This window comes from Rhodanobacter sp. C05 (genome assembly GCF_002001165.1).
GTDB lineage: Bacteria > Pseudomonadota > Gammaproteobacteria > Xanthomonadales > Rhodanobacteraceae > Rhodanobacter.
In genome coordinates, this window is record NZ_MUNQ01000005.1 from 294,680 (window position 1) to 315,430 (window position 20,751).

At 63.4% G+C, this 20,751-nt stretch carries 19 protein-coding genes; 8 read left to right on the forward strand and 11 right to left on the reverse strand.

Translation table 11 applies throughout. The features are described from left to right. Window positions 1-59: 59 nt before the first annotated feature. Together B0E51_RS01300 and B0E51_RS01305 are read right to left on the reverse strand one after the other, a co-directional pair. On the reverse strand, window positions 60-1,322 hold the full coding sequence (locus B0E51_RS01300) for a sterol desaturase family protein (protein WP_077443013.1): 1,263 nt from the start codon (window positions 1,320-1,322) through the stop codon (window positions 60-62). Next, window positions 1,319-2,056 (reverse strand): lysoplasmalogenase, encoded by a 738-nt coding sequence (locus B0E51_RS01305; RefSeq protein ID WP_254424376.1) that lies wholly within the window; start codon window positions 2,054-2,056, stop codon window positions 1,319-1,321. Before B0E51_RS01305 ends, B0E51_RS01300 begins: the two co-directional genes overlap by 4 nt. On the opposite strand from B0E51_RS01305, the gene B0E51_RS19805 reads away from it, so the two are divergent. From B0E51_RS19805 to B0E51_RS01320, 4 genes are read left to right on the forward strand one after another with little or no spacing between them, the layout of a single operon-like run. Then, complete coding sequence (locus B0E51_RS19805) at window positions 2,055-2,189, forward strand: hypothetical protein (protein WP_256364096.1); 135 nt, start codon at window positions 2,055-2,057, stop codon at window positions 2,187-2,189. The two genes, B0E51_RS01305 and B0E51_RS19805, sit on opposite strands and share 2 nt — an antisense overlap. A gap of 31 nt (window positions 2,190-2,220) precedes the next feature. Then, window positions 2,221-2,565 carry a metalloregulator ArsR/SmtB family transcription factor gene (locus B0E51_RS01310; RefSeq protein WP_077443015.1) on the forward strand — a complete coding sequence of 115 codons (345 nt, stop codon included), beginning with the start codon at window positions 2,221-2,223 and terminating at the stop codon, window positions 2,563-2,565. Continuing rightward, window positions 2,562-2,978 carry an arsenate reductase ArsC gene (locus B0E51_RS01315; protein WP_254424353.1) on the forward strand — a complete coding sequence of 139 codons (417 nt, stop codon included), beginning with the start codon at window positions 2,562-2,564 and terminating at the stop codon, window positions 2,976-2,978. Before B0E51_RS01310 ends, B0E51_RS01315 begins: the two co-directional genes overlap by 4 nt. Further along, the gene (locus B0E51_RS01320) at window positions 2,978-3,670 is read left to right on the forward strand and encodes an MIP/aquaporin family protein (protein WP_077443016.1); all 693 of its coding nucleotides are present in this window, start codon (window positions 2,978-2,980) and stop codon (window positions 3,668-3,670) included. Before B0E51_RS01315 ends, B0E51_RS01320 begins: the two co-directional genes overlap by 1 nt. A 30-nt stretch (window positions 3,671-3,700) precedes the next feature. Here the strand turns inward: B0E51_RS01320 and B0E51_RS01325 are convergent, their stop codons facing one another. The 4 genes from B0E51_RS01325 to B0E51_RS01340 form a co-directional block, all read right to left on the reverse strand. Next, window positions 3,701-5,041 (reverse strand): ectonucleotide pyrophosphatase/phosphodiesterase, encoded by a 1,341-nt coding sequence (locus B0E51_RS01325; protein WP_143525749.1) that lies wholly within the window; start codon window positions 5,039-5,041, stop codon window positions 3,701-3,703. An 82-nt stretch (window positions 5,042-5,123) separates the two neighbouring features. Beyond that, window positions 5,124-6,224 carry a glycerophosphodiester phosphodiesterase gene (locus B0E51_RS01330; RefSeq protein ID WP_077443018.1) on the reverse strand — a complete coding sequence of 367 codons (1,101 nt, stop codon included), beginning with the start codon at window positions 6,222-6,224 and terminating at the stop codon, window positions 5,124-5,126. Between the two features lie 81 nt (window positions 6,225-6,305). Then, a complete protein-coding gene (locus tag B0E51_RS01335) occupies window positions 6,306-7,316 on the reverse strand; it encodes an alpha/beta hydrolase (RefSeq protein WP_077443019.1) in 1,011 nt (336 codons plus the stop codon). Between the two features lie 8 nt (window positions 7,317-7,324). After that, window positions 7,325-9,763, reverse strand: a complete 2,439-nt coding sequence (locus B0E51_RS01340; RefSeq protein WP_168172546.1) for a TonB-dependent receptor — start codon at window positions 9,761-9,763, stop codon at window positions 7,325-7,327. Window positions 9,764-9,963: 200 nt separating this feature from the next. On the opposite strand from B0E51_RS01340, the gene B0E51_RS01345 reads away from it, so the two are divergent. Further along, a complete protein-coding gene (locus tag B0E51_RS01345) occupies window positions 9,964-11,946 on the forward strand; it encodes an alkaline phosphatase family protein (RefSeq protein ID WP_168172547.1) in 1,983 nt (660 codons plus the stop codon). 118 nt (window positions 11,947-12,064) lie between these two features. On the opposite strand, the gene B0E51_RS01350 is transcribed toward B0E51_RS01345, so the two are convergent. After that, window positions 12,065-14,041 carry a ferritin-like domain-containing protein gene (locus B0E51_RS01350; RefSeq protein WP_077443021.1) on the reverse strand — a complete coding sequence of 659 codons (1,977 nt, stop codon included), beginning with the start codon at window positions 14,039-14,041 and terminating at the stop codon, window positions 12,065-12,067. Window positions 14,042-14,340: 299 nt separating this feature from the next. Here B0E51_RS01350 and B0E51_RS19415 point away from each other — a divergent pair, with 299 nt between their 5' ends. Beyond that, window positions 14,341-14,496, forward strand: coding sequence for a hypothetical protein (locus tag B0E51_RS19415; RefSeq protein ID WP_168172533.1), 156 nt, complete (start codon window positions 14,341-14,343; stop codon window positions 14,494-14,496). Between the two features lie 45 nt (window positions 14,497-14,541). On the opposite strand, the gene B0E51_RS01355 is transcribed toward B0E51_RS19415, so the two are convergent. The 3 genes from B0E51_RS01355 to B0E51_RS19705 form a co-directional block, all read right to left on the reverse strand. Beyond that, window positions 14,542-14,808, reverse strand: a complete 267-nt coding sequence (locus B0E51_RS01355) for a hypothetical protein (protein WP_143525750.1) — start codon at window positions 14,806-14,808, stop codon at window positions 14,542-14,544. Window positions 14,809-14,919: 111 nt separating this feature from the next. Next, window positions 14,920-15,834: a prohibitin family protein gene (locus tag B0E51_RS01360; protein ID WP_077443023.1), complete on the reverse strand. Its 915-nt coding sequence runs from the start codon at window positions 15,832-15,834 to the stop codon at window positions 14,920-14,922. Between the two features lie 411 nt (window positions 15,835-16,245). Next, window positions 16,246-16,524, reverse strand: coding sequence for a hypothetical protein (locus B0E51_RS19705; protein ID WP_254424354.1), 279 nt, complete (start codon window positions 16,522-16,524; stop codon window positions 16,246-16,248). Between B0E51_RS19705 and B0E51_RS01370 the strand changes: the two genes are divergently transcribed. Next, on the forward strand, window positions 16,523-16,702 hold the full coding sequence (locus B0E51_RS01370; protein ID WP_143525751.1) for a hypothetical protein: 180 nt from the start codon (window positions 16,523-16,525) through the stop codon (window positions 16,700-16,702). The genes B0E51_RS19705 and B0E51_RS01370 overlap by 2 nt on opposite strands. Before the next feature lie 72 nt (window positions 16,703-16,774). Here the strand turns inward: B0E51_RS01370 and B0E51_RS01375 are convergent, their stop codons facing one another. After that, window positions 16,775-18,484, reverse strand: coding sequence for a sulfatase-like hydrolase/transferase (locus tag B0E51_RS01375; RefSeq protein ID WP_168172548.1), 1,710 nt, complete (start codon window positions 18,482-18,484; stop codon window positions 16,775-16,777). A gap of 196 nt (window positions 18,485-18,680) precedes the next feature. Between B0E51_RS01375 and B0E51_RS01380 the strand changes: the two genes are divergently transcribed. Continuing rightward, window positions 18,681-20,669, forward strand: a complete 1,989-nt coding sequence (locus B0E51_RS01380) for a bifunctional 2',3'-cyclic-nucleotide 2'-phosphodiesterase/3'-nucleotidase (protein ID WP_077443025.1) — start codon at window positions 18,681-18,683, stop codon at window positions 20,667-20,669. The last annotated feature ends 82 nt before the right edge of the window (window positions 20,670-20,751 follow it).

Sequence of the window (20,751 nt, forward strand, 5' to 3'; positions counted from 1 at the left end):
CGCAAGAGGGGGCAAGGGCCGGAATGACGGCAAAAATGAGGCTTGTCCGGAATTCCTCCTCAATTCGCCGCCGAAGCCGCTCCCACCGCGGAAGACGACTGACCCAGCCATGGCAACGCCAGCGCGCTGAAGCCGAACACCGCCGCGATGGCGAGCGCGATATGGCCGTCCAGATGATCGATGCCGAACCAGCGGCCGAGCAGCAGCGGCAGCAGCGCGGTCAGCAGTACGCGCAGGCCTTCCGCCCACAGCGCCCAGCGCCGTCCTTCCATCAACGCACCCAGCACGCACAGGCTGGTCACCAGATACAGTGCATAGGCCAGCAATGCCGACAGACTGGCTGCACCGGCCATGCCGAGGAATTGCGTGGTCATCCCCAGCAGCAGCGCAAACTGCACCAGGGCATAGACCATCAGTGCCTTCGGCACCGGCGGATCGAAGCGTTCGCTGGGCATCACGAAAGCCGGCTTCGGATAGCGCGCTGCGACATCGGCCGGCCGCCAGCCCGGCGGCTTCAGCCATACCAGCAACTTGTCGCGCCAACGCTGCGCATGCCACGCATCCACGGCCGTATGCCAGTACACCTCGGCATTTGCCCACAGCGGGTTCCAGCTGCGCAGCGGCGAGCGTGTGCCGTAGACGGGCGGGTCGTTGTCGTCTTCCTCGACGAAACTGCCGAACAGCCGGTCCCACACGATCAGGACGCCGCCGTAGTTGCGGTCGAGGTAGCGGTCGTTCACCGCGTGATGTGCGCGATGATTGGACGGTGAGCAGAACACCCGGTCGAACCAGCCGAGCCGGCCGATCTGTTCGGTGTGCACCCAGAACTGGTACAGCAGGTCGATCAGCGCCACGATCACAAACACCTTGAGCGGCACACCAAGCAAGGCCAGCGGCAGATAGAACAGCCAGCCCAGCAACGCGCCGCTGCCGGTCTGGCGCAGCGCGGTGGACAGGTTGTAGTGCTCGCTCTGGTGATGCACCACGTGCGCGGCCCACAGGATGTTCACCTCATGCCCGCAGCGGTGCAGCCAGTAGTAGCAGAAGTCGTACAGCAGCAATGCGCCAGCCCAGACCCACAGGCTGTCCGCCGGCAGCGCGAACAGGGCCAGGTGTTGCACGCACCATGCATAGATGCCGAACGTCAGCAGCTTGCTGAACACGCCGACGATCTGCGAGATCACCCCCAGCCCGATGCTGTTCATCGCGTCATTGGTGGCGTACGCGCGCCGCCCTCGCAGCTTCGCCACCAGCAGCTCGATCCCGATCAGCAGGAAGAACACCGGCGTCGCCCAGGTGATGATGAGTTCCGGCGTATTCACTGCGCAGCACCTGCCTCGATCAAGGTGTCGTCGCGCTGCACCGAGCGCGCGATCCACCACAAGGCCAGATAATACGTCGATAACACCCACAGGCTCGATAACGGGATCGCCGCATGGAAGCGGTTCCAGGCCAGCAGGCTGTCACTCAGCATGAACAGCACGGCGCCGACGGCGGCCCGACGAGCACTACCTGCCTGCGCATCGCCACGCCGTACGAACATCCAGGCACGCGCCAGCGCCTGCCCGCCCATGCTGGACAACACCACGACATAGACGATCACCGGCACCCTCAGCGATACGCCAATCGAATCCCACAACAGCCACAGGTTGACCGCGCCGTAACCCCAGCTGGCGAGCAGCCACGGCGGCCGCACGGCAAAGCGGCTGTCACTGAGGAACGCCGCAAGAAAGCACAGATGGCCGAGCAGGAAGGCCACCAGCCCGGGCACGAACAGATCCTGCGGCAACATCAGCAGCACATCGCCGAGCAGCGAACAGACGATGCCGGCCGAAATCCGGTGCCGATAGCGCGTCGACACTACCGGCCTTGCGCTCCATGCCAGCAACAGGATCAGCGCCGTAGTCAGCGGCTTGCATAGCCAGTGCAACATCCGCCAGCCATCAGCCAGCGCGGGATCGGCCAGAAGGGCACCGAGGATCGCCGCGACCGCCACGACCATTGTGAACGCTGCAAGCCTTGGACGCCCCTGCGCCGACCAGGTGGCTGATGGCATGACCGACATGCACGATCCTTGCGAAACCGAGTCCGCCGATCATAGTCACGAGTCGGCTGCAATTCACAGCGGCATCGTCCAGTACCGTTCAAACGCGAACGGCATGACCCGCATGGGTGTTGCCGGTGCTTGACTCAATCATTTATTTCCATGATTCTGGAAATATGAAATCAAAAGATGCACTCGTTTGTCTCAGCGCCCTCTCCCAGGAGCACCGCCTGAACCTGTTCCGGCTGCTTGTCCAGGCCGGTGAAGACGGCATGGCTGTGGGCGAACTTGCCATGGCCACCGGCCTGCCAGGAGCCACACTCACCAATCACCTGCACATCCTGCGGAGGGCGGGGATGGTCAGCGACGAGCGCCTGGGACGCGTGATCCAGTGTCGTGCGAACTACAAGCAGATGAATGCGCTGCTCGGCTTCCTCACCGAGAACTGCTGTGCGGGGCTGAACGACACGGACTGCTGCACACCCGCAATCGCATGCAAGCCAGCCCGGAAATCACGATGAACAACGATCACATACACCCGCTGACCGGCATGAAGCGCGTGCTCTTCGTCTGCATCGAGAATTCCAACCGCAGCCAGATGGCGGAAGCGTTCGCGCGCATCCACGGCGGCAGCGGCGTCGTGGCCTTGAGTGCGGGCTCACTTCCGTCCGGAATGATCAACCCGAAAGCAATCCGGTTCATGCAGGAACTGGGATATGACTTGACCACGCACACCTCGAAATCGCTCGACGAAGTCGATGGCGAGTTCGACGCGGTGATCACGATGGGTTGTGGTGATGCCTGTCCGCTGGTGCCGGCGAAGCGCCGCGAGGACTGGGCCCTGGCCGATCCCAGGCACATGGACGATGACGCCTATCGGGCCGTTCGCGACGATATTGCCTCGCGCGTACGCACGCTGCTGAGCACGCTTTGATGAATCTCTGGCGCAAGCTGTTGGCCGAGTTCATCGGCACCTCGCTGTTACTGGCCGCCATCGTCGGCTCGGGCATCATGGGTGCGGCGCTTGCCGGCGGCAACGACGCCGTCGCCCTCCTCGCCAATGCCGCCGCCACCGCAGGCGCCCTCTACGTTCTCATCGTGCTGTTCGCACCGGTCTCGGGCGCGCACTTCAATCCGGTCGTCACACTGGCGATGCGTATCCATGGCGAGATCAGCAGCCGCGAAATGGTGGCCTATATCGGGGTACAGATCATCGCAGCGATAGCCGGCGTCATGCTGGCGCACACCATGTTTGGCCTGCCGTTGATCCAGCCCGGCATGCATGCCCGCACGGGTGCGCCGCTATGGATCAGCGAAGGCGTGGCGAGCTACGGCTTGCTGCTGACAATACTGCTGGGCCGCCGTCACCGGCCCGCGGCGATTCCCGCCCTGGTGGCAAGCTACATCTTCGCCGCCTACTGGTTCACCGCCAGTACTTCGTTTGCAAACCCGGCGGTGACCCTTGCACGCTCACTGACCCAGACATTCGCCGGCATCCGGCCCCAGGATGTCAGCGACTTCGTACTTGCACAGATCGCCGGGGCGCTGCTGGGCTGCGTCACCGCATTCGCCCTGCGTGCCACGGCGACCAAATCCTCATCCGTAGCCACTGAACCATCCGCCTGAAGTCTCGCCCGCACAATGGGTGAATCGCGCCTAGCGTGATGCCCCGCCCAGCAACGCCTTGCCCTGCGCCTGCGGCAGCTGCACACCAAGCAGCACGGCCAGCGTGGGTGCGATATCGCGCATGTCGATCGAGCCGAGATCCTTGCCGGCGGGCACACCCGGCCCTGCGATCAGGAAGGTCGAGCGCATCTCCGGCAGCGCTGCAGCGTAACCGTGCATGCCCAGGTAATGTCCCGGCGACAGCAGCGGCACATCCGGCTTGATGGCCATTTCGTAACCCAGCCGGAATTGCACGAACCAGCTGGCCATCGGCGTACCGCCCTGCGCCATGATCTGCGGATGATCCAGCACCTGCGCGATGCCGTACTGCGGGTCACCCTGCAATTGCTTCAGCAGTGCAGCGACCTTCAGCTTGATGGCGTCATTGGCAGGATCGCGCAACACGATCGCCGCACTGCCACCATCGTTCCACGGCATCGCCTGCCAGTCGCTTACTTCGCGATCTTTCAGCGTGATCAGGCCAGCCTGGATGAACGGCAGATAGAGATTGACGTCATGCTGCACCGGCGCGAAGCCGTGATCGGACACGATCGCCACCACACCATCCGGGTGCACGCGCTGTGCGGCCGCCACCAGTTCGCCGATCAGCTGATCGATGCCTTCGAGCGTCTTGCGCGACGCCGGCGTGTCCGGGCCGCTCGCATGCTGCTGCGTATCCAGCGCCGTGAGGTAGGCCGTCATGAAATACGGCTTGCGTGTCTCCAGCAGCTTGATCGCGAAGCGCGTGCGGTTCTGGTCGCCCGGCAGATCCTCGGCGATGCCATCGGCATACGGACCGAGATCCTGCTCCAGCGACGGCAACAGGCCGGGCGTGGCCAGTGCTGCAAGCAGCTTGCGATCGTCCGCGGTGCCGGTGCGCCAGATCTGCGGCAGGTTCCAGTCCACCTGCGCGCCCACGCTGACCGGCCAGTGCACGTTCGCCGTGCTCAGACCGGCCGCATGCGCGGCATCCCACAGCGTGGGTACCTTGATGTCGCCGGCATACCAGTCCCAGCCCTGTTGGTTCTTGTTGTAAGGGTCGAAGGTGAGGTTGCCACCGATGCCGTGCAGATCCGGCGAGACACCGGTGATCAGGGTGGTGTGGCTGGGATAGGTCAACGTGGGCAGCACGCCGCGCACGTCATGCGCATAGGCGCCGCGCTGCAGGAAAGCTTCGAGATTCGGCAGCTTCAGACCGCGCTGACGTGCCTGCAGGACGTCGGCAGGACGCAGGCCGTCGATCGAGATCAGCAGCACCGGCGTGGCGATGGTCTGGCCACAGCACAACACGGCGAACACGCCGAAGGACAACGCGAGCAGCAGACGACGCATACCGATTCCACCGGGTGACCAAGGTGCGCGCATGCTCGGTCAGCTTCGCTGCAGTCCCGTGACAGGCGTGCGTCGACTCCGCTCAGCGTATGGTGAGCGCCTTGCGGCCGATGGCCGGATCGTCGACGAAGAACGCATCGATGCCGGCATCGAGATAGACGCGGATCTCGGCGAGCAGGCCAGCTTCGTTGAAGGTCTTCGGATCACTGCCCTGCCAGAAATCCCTGGCCAGGAACTGATTCTCCGGACGGAAGGTATACGGATGCAGCTCCAGTCCGGCCGCGTGCGCATCGTGCACCAGGGTGGTCGGCGCGCCCAGATGGCCATCGGCGGTGGACGGAATGATGGCGTTGATGTTCGGGCCGATCGCATCGGCATAGCGGGCGATCTCGTGCAGTCCGACCGGTTTCAGCATGTCGCCGTAGCTGAGCTTGCCGCCTGCAGCCACCACGTCATACGGCTGCTGGTCGGCAGCATCGATCAGCTGCAGCAGGCGGATGTTCGGATGCATCGTGCCCAGCTTGCCACGCAGATATTTCAGGTTGGCAATCTCGAACGACTGGATTTCCACCGGCGCCGTGCGCGTGTAGCTGTGTGCTGCCAGCGTGGCCAGCAAGGTGTCTTCCATCGGCAGTCCCAGTCGCTGGAAATAGCTGCCGTGCTTGATCTCCGGGATGATTCCGACCGGATGTCCGACCACCGCCGACTCGGCGGCGACGAAGTCGATGATCTCGTCCAGCGTGGGGATCTGGAACTCGCCGTCGTACTTCGTGCTGCGCAACTGCGGCAGACGTTCGCGGGCACGCAGCGTCTTCAGCTCGGTCAGCGTGAAGTCCTCGGTGAACCAGCCGGTTTCCGCATGGCCGTCGATCGTCTTGGTGGTCTTGCGCGCGGCGAACTCGGGATGGCTTGCAACATCGGTGGTGCCGCCGATCTCGTTCTCATGACGGGCCACCATCACGCCGTCCTTGGTCATCACCAGATCCGGCTCGACGAAGTCGGCACCATCGGCGATCGCCTTGCCGTAGGAGGCCAGCGTGTGTTCCGGCCGCCATGCGGGCGCACCGCGATGGCCGATCACCAGCACCCTGGCAGCGAGTGGCTTTTCATGAGCGAGCGCAGCAGCAGGCAGCACGGCCAGGACTCCGGCGACAAAAGCGATAGCCAAGCATAGACGTTTCATGGGTTCACTCGACGGCAGCGCACGGTGCGTATGGCATCGTGCCCCGGATATATGAAACGGCGTTGACACGACCTGTGCCGCTCAATGCTCCACAGGCACCAGGCCGACCACCTGTTGCAGGAAATCACGGCTGGCGGCAAACACCGCTGCGCTGGCCTGCGAGCGCAGCGGCGAAGCGATCACATGGGCGCCGGCATCCGGAAAATCCTGCTTGCGCTTGAAGGTGGGCGGCGTGCCGAGCCGGTCGTACATCGCCAGCATCGCCGCCACCGACACGGTTGGATCCTGGTGCTGTTCGTCGCGGTAGTAATAGCCGAGGAAAACCGGCGCGATGACCCTGGCGAAAGTCGCCGGCTGCATCTCCCCACGAGTAAGCTCGGTCAGGCTGCGATAGCCGTCCATATGTGTATCGGCGGCCCAGTAAACCGAATCCGACCGACCATGCACGATCGTGCCGCCGTGGTTCTTCACATAGCGCAGCCAGCTCGGCCCCCACGGCCACAGCATCGGTGCCAGTCCGTTGCCACGTTCGCGCACCAGCGGCGACCACAGCACCAGCGCATCCACCTGCTTCGGCTGCCGCGCCGCCAGATCCAGCGCCAGCGCGCCGCCGGTCGAGGTGCCGATCACGATCACCTTGTTACCCAGCACGTGGCCGATTGCCAGCGCCTGCGCTGCACCCTGCAGCAAATGCTGCGCGTCCAGTCCGCGCATGGCATCGGCGGCAACCAGACCATGCCCGGGCAGGCGGCTGAGATACAGGTTGCAGCCAAAGGCGTGGGCCAGCTGCCGATGCACCGGTGCGCCCTCACCCTGGCTGGCACCGAATCCATGCAGGTAGACGATCGCGCAGGATGTACGTGCCGGATGCGCCGGGTCAGCCCAGACGACGCGTGCCTGGTTGTCCGGGCGCAGCCCGCTCACGGCACGCTCGCCAGCATCCACCCATGCCTGCAGCGCCTCTGGCGTCTGCGGCATGGCTTGCGGCAACGCCGACAGGATCAGCGGGTGCAGATGCACCCGCGGGCCGGCCGCGATGGCGACCGCCAGCACGGCGGTCGCTACCAGCAGACCCTTGTAGCGACGCCGCACCGGTTGCCTCAGAACTTGCCGGAGATGCTGATCCCGAACGTCCGCGGTGCACCGGGGATATAGGTCGGCAATCCGAAGTTCTCGCCGGTGTTGCCACCGTCGATCAGATACTTCTTGTTGGCGAGGTTGCTACCCCAGAGACCCACATCCCAGCGGCCCTGGCCGAAGGTCACGCCGGTGCGCAGGTTGAGCAATCCGTATGGGGCCTGCGCATAGCTAGGATTGTTGTCGTCCTCGAAGTAAATCTTCGAGCGCCAGGTGTAGCTGGGCCGGAAGTAGAACGCTCGGTCGACGGCCAGCGGAACATTCCACAGCAGACCCAGCGACACCGTGTTGTCTGGCGCCAGACGCAAGTGGTTGCCCGCGTATTGCTGCGGGTTGCCGTTCTGGTCGGTGCCGTCGAAGCGCGCATGCAGGTAGCTGTAGTTGAGGAAGGCGCTGAAGTTGTCGGTAAACGCCTGCTGCAGCGAAGCCTCGAAGCCCGGTGAATGCGCGCGGCCGGAATTCACCGCGATGTACTGCCCGGCCTGGTACACCTGACTCTGGAAATTGGTGTAGTTGTAATAGAACGCGGACAGATCGTAGGCGAACTTGCCCTCGTCCGCCGAACCCTTGACGCCAACCTCGTAGTTCCACAGAGTTTCCGCTGGCAGTGCCTCCTTGGTATAGCTGCCATTGGGATTGACGTTGAACTCCAGTGCATCCGGCCGGCGTCCGCGCGACACGCTGGCATAAGCATTGATGTCGTCGTTGACGCGCCAGGTGCCGATCAGGCGACCCACCACCGAATTGGTGGTCTTCGCATTGGTGAGCAGGCCATTGGTCGGCGCGAACAGATCGTTGGGCGCCGTGATGCCGTTGACGCCGGCTCCAAACAACGCAAAGGCCGGCCCAATGCTGGCCGCATTCGGACCGGTGGCATTGAACACCTGGTAGCCCGCGGTGATGTCCTCATGCGCCACCCGCAAGCCACCGGTGATGTCGAAGCTGTCGGTGAGGTGGTAGGTGCCGTCCGCGAAAATTTCATACGAACGTGTACTGCCGTGGTTCTCGTAGCCTTCGCTCTCGTTCGGGTTGAGCGGGGAGTTGAGCAACGGGATCGCGCTATAGGGCTGGTTCGGCTGGAAATTCGAGGTCAGCAGCGACGGATCCGTCGAGCCGAAAAGGAGATTGACCACAGCGGGATCGAGGCTGCGCGCCAGCGGAATCAGGTCGATCAGCAGGCTGCGCTCGTCGGTGTTGAACGGTACCGCCTGGCTGCCGTTCTCGTAGAAGAAGTTGGCGCCGACGAAGCCGGTGAAGCGACCGCCGCTGTCGTAGTTGAAACGGACTTCCTGGCTGGCCTGGTGGGTCTTGGAATGATTGCCGAAGTTGAGCATGTCGAGCTGCGAGCCATCGCCGTCGAACTCTTCGTTGGAATTGAGTCTGCGCAGGCCGGTGGTGGTGTTCAGCGTCCAGTCGTCGCTGAGCTGGAAGCTGCCCAGCGCGGCGAGGCTGTAGATCTTGCGGTGGATGCCGAGCGCACTGCCTTCGTTGAGATCGGCGGCACCGAACACGTTCGTCGAGCCCTGGCTGTCGGGCAGCAGGCTGCGGAAATCCGTGCCCGGCGGCGTGTCGTACTGGTAGTTGGCGACCAGGTCGATGGCGCTCTGTTCGCCGGTCTTGATATGCAGGCTGGCGCGGATTGCCTTGGTGTCCTCGCCATTGAGCGTGCCGCCGGCAAGGTTCTTGATATAGCCGTCGTGTTCGCTGTCGTAGACCGCCACGCGCGCATCCACGTTGGCGCTGAGCGGCGTATTGAAGAAACCGTTGACCATGCGGCTGTCGTAATTGCCGAACTCGGCGGTGAAGCCGCCCGAAGTGGTGTCGTTGGCCTTGTTGTCGATCAGCGAGAGCGCACCACTTTCGGCACCGCGGCCGAACAGCGTGCCCTGCGGGCCGCGCAACACCTCGATGCGGTCCATGTCGTACAGCGCCACGATCGAGCCGGTCGCACGGCTGATGTCGACGCCATCCTGGAACACCGACACGCGCCCGGGCGTATTGGCCGAGGTGTCGTCGGTGGTGATGCCGCGTATCGCGATGCTGGGCGTGTTCGGGCTCTGCACCTGCACCTGCACGCCGGGCGCGTAGCGACCCAGGTCATCCATATGCGTGATGCCGAGCGTCTTGAGGAAGTCGCCGGAATACGCCGAGATCGAGATCGGCACATCCTTTTCCTGCTGCTCGCGCTTCTGCGCAGTCACCACGATGGTGTTCAGGTTGACTGCGCTGCTGGATGGCTTCGTACCGGGCGGTGGCGTGCTGGATACCGCCGCATGTGCATCGGGACTGTCCTGCTGCGCGTGCGCCAGCAGCGGCATGCCCAGCAGCAGGCAGGAGATATAAAGAGAGAGGCTGCGACGGCGCTGCGCCCGCAGCATGTTGCTGGCGACCTGGATCGACATGTTTTCCCCTTGATGCCGCATGGAATAGCGGCCCGAAGTTTGACCCGCCATGGTGTCCGGTGTCCATGACAGTTCCATGTCGCATGGCAGCAAAATCCGCAAAACGAAGCCGCCTGTCCAGGCTGATGTCTAGGCGTTCGACTGCAAACTGCAACACGTGCAAGGCAGCATGTCGCGTTCACTGCCATCCGGGTTACCCCATGACCACTGCGTTTCGCCGCCTGTCGCTGTTGCCCCTCCTGCTTGCCCTGGCCATGCTGGTCGCGCTGCCCGGCGCGCATGCAGCCTCCAGCAGCACGGGATCGAAGCCGCACCGGGTGATCCTGTTCGTCTGGGACGGCATGCGGCCGGATGCGATCAGTGCCGAGGACACACCGAACCTGCTGGCACTGGCGCAGCGCGGCAGCCGTTTCGAAGACAACCACGCGACCTACCCCACCTTCACCATGGCCAATGCGTCCAGCTTCGCCACCGGCGCCTTCCCCGGCCCGCTCGGTTTCTACGGCAACCATTTCTGGGCACCGGGTGCGAGCGGCCTCAACGCCAAAGGCGCGGCCGCGGATTTCCGCGATCCGATCTACACCGAGGACTACGCCGTGCTGCGCGATCTGGATGCGCACTTCGACCACGAACTGCTGGAACTGCCCACGCTGTTCGCCGCCGCACAGAAGGCCGGTCTGACCACGGCCGCGGTCGGCAAATCCGGCCCCGCATTCCTGCAGGACTACAAGCAAGGCGGCGTGATCTTCGACGAGAACACCGCGTTGCCGCTGGCTTTTGCCAAAGAGCTGCAACAGGCGGGCTATGCGTTGCCCGCGCATACTGCCAACACCTATCCGTCCGACCAGCTCAGCCTGCGCGAGGACAACGACTCGCCCACCGAGCAGGGCAAGATGGTGACGCTGAAGGATGGCGTCACCGCAGACGCCACCGCCGCCGCGGAAACCACGCCGGCCCCGGCCAACGCCTGGATGATGAAGGTATACCTCGATGTGATCCTGCCGAAGCATCGGCCCGATCTCAGCGTGGTGTGGCTGCGCAACCCGGACACCACCCAGCATCTGTACGGCGTCGGCTCGCCGGAATTCCATCTCGCGCTGAAGGCGCAGGACGAACTGCTCGGCCAGCTCGAAGCCCGGCTGCAGCAGCTCGGCATGGCGCAGGACACCGACGTCATCGTGGTCTCCGACCACGGCCACAGCAATATCGCCGGCCCACGCGACCTGTTTCCGCTGCGCCAGATCAACGACGGCCGCGTCGCCGGCATCGACAACGACTGGGGCTATTCCGTCTCCGGCGGCATCCGCCTGGCCGATCAGCTCGCACAGGCCGGCTTCACCGCGTTCGACGGCAGCGGCTGCATGTACGTGCCGGTGATGAGCGGTCTGCGTGCCGGCGGCAGTCCGCTGCAGCAGACCCGCTACGACGATGACGGCCGTCTGTGCGGCAAGCCCGGTGCTTACACCACGCCCAGCTACCTCGTACCCGAAATCCTGCCGAAGAGCGCACTGGTGATCGCCTCCAACGGCGGTACCGAATACCTCTACCAGCCCGAACACGATGCTGCCCTGATCAAGCGCACAGTGCGCTTCCTGCAGTCGCGCGAATACATCGGTGCGATCTTTGTGGCGAAGCGCTACGGCGACATCCCCGGCACCCTGCCGGCGGAAAGCGTGCACCTGGAAAACGCCGCGCGCGGACCGGACATCATCATCAGCTACGCCTGGGATGCCGATGCGGTGATCCAGGGCTACCGCGGCACCGAATACGCCAGCCAGGCGAACGAACGCGGCGAGCACGGCAGTTTCAGCCCGATCGACGTGCACAACACCTTGCTCGCCGCCGGCCCCGGTTTCCAGCAGGGCTTCAGTGATCCGCTACCCAGCGGCAACGTCGACGTCGCCCCCACCATCGCCGCCCTGCTCGGACTGTCACTGCCGAAGGCGCAGGGCCGTGCACTGCGCGAGGCACTGGCCGGTGCCTTGATGCGCCCGCTGACCGACTATCAGGTGAAGCCGACCACGTTGCAGCCAAGGCAGCCGGCCACTGGCCTGACCATGCAACGCATCGACGGCAGCGCGCTGAGTGCTACGAGCTTCGACTTCGCCGTGAAGCTCAAGCAGCTCGACGCTGACGGCAAGAGCTGGACTTACTTCGATCAGGCGGGACCGGAGCGGCATTGAGCGTCAGTCGAACTGGCATGGATCGGTTGAGTCCGCACGAAAATGGACATGCAGAACTTCACGCAAGCCATAACTGATGACCGTCATGCATCACACGACGTACTGCATATGCGAAGCATCACTCCGCCATGAATCCGATCCTGGCGTGACTGCCATCGCAGAACGGCTTGTTCTGGCTGGCACCACAGCGGCACAGGAACGTGCTCGTGGTCCGCGCCACCATGCGGCCGGTTCCGCTGGTGATCTCGAGATTGCCGCGTATCTTCAACGGGCCATTGGTTTGCGGCTCGATATGCAGCGGGCCGTCGCGCACGGGTAGCGCATCGGTCGACGTTCCCGTCGGCGGTTCGCCAGTGGCGGTGAAGTGGACGTCATGGTGCGAGCCGTCGCAGAACGGCTTGTTCTTCGACGCCCCGCAGCGGCACAGCGTGGCGCGATATCCCGCGGGCACGCCGTTCAGATGCAGCTCCCCGCGGAGCGCATACGGGCCGGCCTCACGCGTGGCCGCGAGATTCACCGGCGGCGCAGATTCATCGGGGCGACCATCGCGCCGGTTGTAGCGGATCGCGCCGGAAGGACAGGCGTGGGCGATGTCCGCCAGCCGTTCCACATCCATCGTGTCGGGATGGATCCACGGGCCTTGCACGTTGGCGAGAAACACGGTGGGCGCGCCGGTCACGCAGAAGCGCGCGTGGATGCACCGCTTCGTTTCGAACAACAGGGTCAGCTTTTCACCCTCGACCTGTTCGATGCCATCCTGCACGGACGTCGGTGGCGCGGGTTGCGTGGTGGGCGTGACCGCAGGCGATGCAGACGACACGACCGATGGTGCCGCCCTGGAAAGATCGAAACCCCGTACCGCGTTTTGCGCAAGCCGGGAGAGGATCGTCGCCGCGGCGGCGGTGCGTGCATCGCCAGCTTCGTTCAGGCGCGCTGCCGCATCCGCCAGTTGCTGCATGCGTTCGCAGAAAAAACGGCGGGCACCCGGACCGGGTGGCAACGCGGATGCATCGCGCAACGTAATGAACGAGACACCGGCATGGCACACGGGATTCGACGGACCTGCCGGCAATCGCGCGGCGCGTTCGGCCAGCGGCGCCAGTGCGTGCATCAGGCCGATCGACAGATCCAGCGCCAGCATCTTGTCCGGATCCTGCGTCGGCACGGCATAGCTATAGGCGAGAAGGCGCTGCATCAAACCATAGGCGCTGTTGGCCAGATCGACCGTCGCGATGGCTCGGGCATCCTCGATCCATACACGGCCTTCCGGGCGCGGTGGCCGCCGCAGCACCGGGTTGGTGGCCGCGGGAAACGCTGGCACGAAAGAAGGATCTGCGGCGAGCAAGGCCTGGTATTCCGCGCGTATCCCGGCGAACTTCTGGTAGTGCGAGTCCTCGCTGTTCTGCTGCGCGCCTTCGCCCTGGGTGATGATCGCGTTGAAGGCGATCAGCGCGGTCTTCAGGCAGATCACGCGCTTGGCGCCAGGAAGCGATACCTCGGCACCGGACAACTGCAACGCAGGATCACCGCACAACGCACCAGCCTCGCCGTGCGCAGCGACCAGTTTGCACAGGCCTTCGCTCAGCTTCTGGTAGAACACCCCCACGGTATCGTAATCCAGACCCATCGGAGTAAGCCGAGGGCCATCGACAGCGCGCACGAAGACACGTTCGGGCGCGAAGCCTTCACCCTCAGGCTCGGTGGAATCGGCGGGCCGCTCCAGATAGATGAAATGCTGCAACGTGGCTGCGTTGAAAGGCGCCAGTTTCACCACCACGCCAGCCGGCAGGTAGCCGGGATCGAGCGGAAAGTTCGAGCGCCCGATCCGCGGCGCGCCACCCAGGGCCACGGTGATGTTCCACACCGAAGCCAGGTGCCCCATCTCCTCCGTGGCGATCTGCAGGATCGTGCGCCGCCAGCGCGTGACGGCATCGAGCTGCTCCGCCGTCAGACCCTCCTCCACCGACGACTTCAGCGAGAAGACGGCGTACAGATAAGTGCACATGAGGCAGTGTTCGAGTTCCGCCGCCTCGTACAGCGCATGCAGCGCCTGCTCGCGGCTGGGCGTGGCATCGATCGGGTTGTAGCTGGCCATGGCTGGCTCCCCGGATAAGCGGTTTCGAGAAGAGACTGAAAATATACCGTCCGAGCAGGATAACCGCAGGCGCGTCTCAAGCTGGAAGTCGTGTCCGCCATGGCTCGATGACGGATGCTCACTGTCCGCTATCCGTGCCTGTCCGGACAACAGCGACGCCGTCCGCGGACACGTGTACTCGTCGAGCAGCAATGCGGGAAATGGCTTGGGAATGCGGCCTGCCGCGGATTCGAAGCCTTGGCACGGGCGTTGCCATATACCTAGCGAAAGCTTCCCAACCTCACTCGCGGAGAACCCTCATGAAATTCGAAACCCTGATGCTGCAGACCCTGTTCAGTGCCTGCCTGCTGATCTGCCTGCTGACCCTGGGCGCCATGCTCACGACACAGGTACCGGTGTCGGGCATCGCAGCCAGTCAGGCTCATGTTGCGGCCGTGGCGACTTCGGCTAGCTGAGTCGTCGACCGATTGAGGCCGCCGTCGATAGCAGACACTGGCAGTCTATGCAGGCTCGCGCTCCACAAACAGCTCACGCCACTGCTCGATATCGTCGCCGTCACCTATATCCCACACTCTCGTAAAAATTGAGCTTTTCTGACGAAAGAAGTACCCGGTGATGCCGTCGTATCGAGACCACGCATCCTTTTCAAACTGAAGTATCTCGCCTTCTACGAACTTGTCGCGAAGCGCAGTGAATGACTTCAAGACAACATAAAAGCTGTCCACTGCGAAAGGGCATTCTCTCCAAGGACGAATGATCTCAGGCATGGGACACGATTTACCTAAAGAAATAGCGACGTCGGCTTAGGGTCGCAAACCGACATCAACAGCACTGGTCCAACGATGCATGGACCAGCGCTCCTGACAGCGACGCCGCGACTACTTCGCGGCATCTCCGGTATGCAGATCGATCATCGGTATCGATCCGGCGCCCACGACCTGCGGCAGGATGCCGTTCCAGCGTTGCATGCCGTAGAAGTGCACGTAGTCCGGGTTGGACTTGAGGGCGTTGCCCACGGAGGCGATCGCCTTGGCTTGCGCATCTGCCTGCAGCACGATGGCCTGCGCCTCGCCATTTGCCCGTTCGACCGCGGCCTGGGCTTCAGCCCCTGCCGTCACGGTCTTCTGCTGGCCTTCGAATTTCTTTTGCGCAACGGTGTTTTCAGCCTGGACCGCGAGGTTCTTGGCACGTACCGCTTCCTCGATGGACTGGTCAAATACGGGCGAGTAATGGATGCCAGTCAGCTGCACGTCGATTGTTTCGACGTTGAACAGCCGTCGCAGTGCCTCGCTGATGTCCTTCCTCATCTGCAGGGTGATCTGTGCGCGCTGGTCGGAGATGGTCAGCGTGTTGTACTGGGCAAACGCGGCCAGCGCGCGATCCCTCACGACCGGAAGAATCGTGCCGTCGATATCGAAGTTGCCTGCCCGACCGACGTGATAGAGCAGGTTCATCACGGCGGCGCTGGGAATCTGGTAGATGATGCTGACGTCGATGGTGACTTTCTGGTTGTCATTGGTATAGACGTCCAGCGAGTTGAGCGTATAGACCGAACGACTGGTCTGGATGCGGTCGACGTTCTCGAAAAACGGGACCTTGAAATGCATGCCGGTGGTAAGCGGCACCGACGTCATCGGCGTGCCGCCCAGCCAGCGCGTACCGGCTTCTTCGCTGGGCGAGATCACGAAAGCGCTGTTCAGCAGCAGGACGACGATCGCAAGAGCCGCAACGATCTTCCAGACGGGAAGGCCTCCAACAAAGCCTGTGCTGCCGCCCAGTGGCAAATTTTTCATGTGATCCCCATTTCGATGATGTGTCGTGATGGCGACAGCCTGGTTTGGCTGACCGAAAACAACGACAGCATGCTTGGATGATGCTGCCGGACACAAGATGTCGCTACCGGCAAGACCGCAAATCCTGTCGGCTGCCCTGCCACTGCGAGGGAAGATGCATCGTCATTGAATCGGGCATGGTCAGGACCGCTTCGCATCGAAACGAAGGTGTCTGCCCGCTCTACATAGCGCTCTAGGGATGGTCTGAATTAAGTCTTTGCCCGTCATTACGGCGGCTTTCAACAGCCGAATGGCTGGTCAAGCTGGAACCCAGCGTCTTCAAGTGCTTTGCAAAGGCACTGGATGACCAGCTTCGCTGTTGTGAAGCGCCTCCAGCATTCGCTGGGATGACGAGTTATTCAGACGATCGCTCTAGCGCGAAGCTGACCGTGCGCAACCCGCTCCGTACAGATCGTGATAGACCTGACTGACCCGCTCTTCCAGCTCGCCGCCCTGACGCGCCGTGTTGAAGGCATCGTTGAGCTGTTTCTCGGCGAGACGCAGGTTGCGCAGAAACCGCTTGGTGTCGTTCGAGAGGCCGAGATCGGCCATCTTCTGTTCCAGGCTTGCTTCGTTGGCGGCAGTCAGTGCCTGCTGATTTTTCGCGGTGACTTCGGTGAGCATGGGCATGTCGGTGGTGATGTCGTTCATGACAGTCATCAAGCAAGACACTTGCCAGTACGAGCCTGACCGCAACGGCGATCTGATTCGCAAGACCATGCTGGTGCGATGCGCTCACATGCCGCTGAAATACTCACGGCAGCTTGAAGCACGTGCATCAAGCCATGAAGCCATCGTGCGATCTTGCGATCCGGCTGTCGCCGGATGACGACAGAAACTGCCCCTGTCTGACACTCGCTCGCAGGAGGGCATCCTTGCCGTCCATGCACCCATGCGCCGATCACTGATAAACGTGCAGCCGCCCGAAGGTCCATGCATGGTAGGAGTCGATCAGGCCGGGGATCGCGCAGTCGTCGTAGAGGCCGTTGCAGCGCGTGCGCAGCCCGCTCTCCGCGGAGAAGTACGGATCTCTCGGCAGGCCGGCGGCCTGCAGCACCATGCCGGGCAGAAACGCGATGTCGAGCATCGGATAGCTCGGCAACGTCGGGCCGGCGAAGTTGCTCTTGATCATGTAATAGGTGAGGTAGTCGCGGTACGGCTGCAGTGGTGCAGGCACGCTGCGCTGCAGGCCGCGGATCAACCCGTCGAACGACGGCTGGTGGTCACCGAAATGCACCAGCACGGTCGGCTGTTCGCGATCGAGGAAATCGCGTTCCAGCCCGCTCATCGCCACATCCGAATCGTGCAGGCGCGCAAGGTAGGTGTCGAAGTTGAGCGCCGGCGTAGCCTTCAGGCCGTGCAGCAGATTCTGGAACGGCACCGGCAGGGTCGACATCGGATCGTCGTGCGGCCCGTGCTGGTTGATCGTCAGGATCATCACGAACACCGGCTGGCCCGGCTTCTTCACCTTGTCGTAGACGCGCTTGGCCGCGTCGAACATCTGCTTGTCGGTCTCCTCCCACTCTTCCAGGCCGAGCTCGTTGACGTCGTACAGATGATCGAAGCCGTACGCCGTATAGGCGTTGCGGCCATTGATGAAGGCACCATCGGTCGGGTAGATCGCGATGGTGAGATAACCGAGCCGGCGCAGCTGCAGTGCCAGCGCATCATGCACATGCGGCGCCAGCACGAATGGCGCGTACATGCCGCCGGGACCGAAGATGTCCTGCGGCATGCCGGTCAGCGTGGCGAACTCGCTGACCCAGGTGCCGCCGCCAAAAGTATGCGTGCGCAGCACGCCGGTGCCACGGGTGCGCGCATCGGTCTGGAACATCGCCAGGTGGCAGGCCGGCACGGTGCAAACGGTGTAGTTGGATGGATCGAAGGTGCTTTCCTCCAGCACCTGCACGATGTCCGGATACGGCGGATGCGCCGTGCCCGGCTCGCCTGCCGCGGTCGATCCCCACTGCTGCTCGGCGACGGCGTCACTCGCCATCGCCGGCAACGTCACCGCGGAGTCGCGGAAATTGACGAAGAAGTTGGTCAGCTGTGCGTCGTCGGACAGCTTCTCCCACACATTGCGCGAGTGCATCTGCGCAAACGGGCCGGTGGGCAGCATGCACAGCCAGAACGCGAACACGCCAAACGCGATGCCGCCGAGCCGCACGCCCAACGCCGGCCAGCGCCGCAGACCGCGCAGCACGCGCCAGTCCCAGCGCCACACCAGATACAGCAGTGGCGGCACCACCACACAGATGCCGATCCCCAGTGCATACAGATGCGGGTAATGCCTCAGCGTATCGACCAGGCTGGTGCTGGCGTAATAGATGAAGTCCGACGGCATCAGCTGCGATTCGAGATAGCGCTGCTTCAACTCGGAAATGAAGCGCAGCGCGACGAACAGGCCGCCGCCGACCACCAGTGCCGTGGCCACTCGCGCGAACACGAACAGCAGCACGATGACCGTGGACACCATCAGGCCCGCAATGAAGCCTTGCTGCATCGGCTCGGGTTCACGCAGCGCGGTGAGGGCGAGGCAGCCGGCAAAAAAGACCAGCGCACACAACGACACCACACGGGCGCGCGTGACATGCAAAGAAATTCGACGCATCAGTTGAAAGTCCCCCTGTAAGGACTTGGTATGTCACCAGTGCACCATCTTACGGTCTTGCACCGGCAACAGGCGGTTTGCCCGGTATGCCGTTCCACCGGCGTTGGGTATTGCTCAGCGTTCGATACAAGGCAAAGGGTCATCCCGATCTGTTAGTTTTTACGGTCTGAACCCGCACGCGCCCCACGGAACCGCCATGTCACCACGTCACCTTCCCCTCGCCGCCCTTGCTGCCGCCTTGCTCGCCGGTTGCGCCAGCCACGCCGTCAAGCCGAACCCGCTGCTGCAGGATGGCGCGCGCGCGAACGTGGCAATCCTGGAAACCACCGACATCCATTCGAACGTGCTGAGCTACGACTACTACAAGCTAAAGCCGGACGACTCGCTGGGCTACGAGCGCACCGCCACGCTGATCCGCCGCGCCCGCACGGAGTTTCCCAACACTTTCCTGTTCGACAGCGGCGATACCATCCAGGGCAGCGTGCTGGCCGACTACCAGGCGCTGGTGAAGCCGGTTGGCTGCGACCAGGAGCTGGCAATCTACAAGGCGATGGACGCGCTCGGCTACGACGGCGGCACCGCCGGCAACCATGAATTCAACTACGGCCTGGGCTTCCTGTCGCAGGTCACCGGCACGCCGATGAATGTCGATGGCGGGCATAGCGATCGCTGCGCCGGTCCGCACTTTCCGCTGGTGTTGTCCAACGTCGCCAGCGCGCGCGACGGCTCGCCCATTTTCAAACCGTGGGCGGTGGTCACGAAAACCATCGAGGCGTATACGGCGGACGGCAGCAAGGTCAGCGTGCCGCTGAAGATCGGTATCATCGGTTTCACGCCGCCGCCGATCATGCAATGGGACAAGCAGAATCTGGCCGGCAAGGTCACCGTCAGCGGCGTGGTCGAGGCGGCGCAGAAATACCTGCCGGAACTCGAAGCGCAGCATCCCGACCTGATCGTGGCGATCCTCCACGGCGGCCTCGACACCGCGCCGTACACGCCGCAGATGGAAAACGGCGGCTGGTATCTGGCCGGGGTGAAAGGCATCGACGTGCTGCTGCTCGGTCATTCGCATACCGAGTTCCCCGGTCCGCATTACGCCGGCATGAAGGACGTCGATGCCCGGCTCGGCTTCGTGCGCACCGTGCCCGCGGTGATGGGCGGTTTCTTCGGCAAGGATCTGGGCGTGATCAAGCTGGTGCTGAATCGCCAGAACGGCCGCTGGGTAGTCGACCTCGACAATACGCACAGCGAAGTACGGCCGATCTGCGCGCAGAAGAACCAGTGCGTGCCGGTCGATCCCGAGATCGCGCCGCTGGTGCAGCAGGCGCACGAAGCGGCGATCGCCTACGTCAACACGCCGATCGGCAACAGCACGCTGCGCATGAGCAGCTACTTCGCCGACGAAGGCAACATGACCGCGCTGGCCGCGGTCAACGCGGCGCAGGCCGACTACGTGCGCAGCGAACTGCCGCGGCTGCACCCGGAACTGGCGAACGTGCCGGTACTGTCATCCGCCGCCGCCTTCCGCACTGGCTTCGGTGGCCCCGACGACTACACCGACGTGGCGCCCGGCCCACTCACCCTGCGCAGCGCCGCCGACCTGTACTTCTATCCGAACACGCTGGCCGCAGTGAAGATCGACGGCAACAGCCTCAAGGCATGGCTGGAGAAATCCGCCGAACGCTTCAACCGCATCGACCCAAGCAAGACCGATGAACAAGCACTGATCAACGACCACTACCCCGGCTTCAACTTCGACCAGATCCAGGGTGGCGTCCACTACGTCATCGACGTGTCGAAGCCGATCGGCCAGCGCATCACCTCGCTGACGTATCACGGCAAGCGGGTCACTCCGAACCAGCCCTTCATCGTCGTCACCAACAACTACCGCGCCAGCGGCGGCGGCAACTTCCCCGGCCTCGACGGCAAGAACATCGTGCTGTCCGCCCCGGACGGCACCCGCGAGATTTTGGCGAAATGGCTGGAGCAGCATCGGACGGTCAGCGCGAAGGATCTCGAACCGACTTCATGGAAGTTCGCACGGTTGAAGACGCATGGCCAGGTGGTGTTCAAGAGTGCCAGCGACAAGCAGGCGCTGGCGCAGAAAGCGGGCCTCGACGACATCCGTCAGTTGAAAGATCATGGCGATGGCACGGCGACTTATGCGATTGATCTGTCGCATTGAGGGCGACATAAGCATGGGTGGGAGTGTCCGCTTTCGACCCGTTGCAGCCCGTCGCGAACGGCTTCTTTCTGGATGGCCAGAC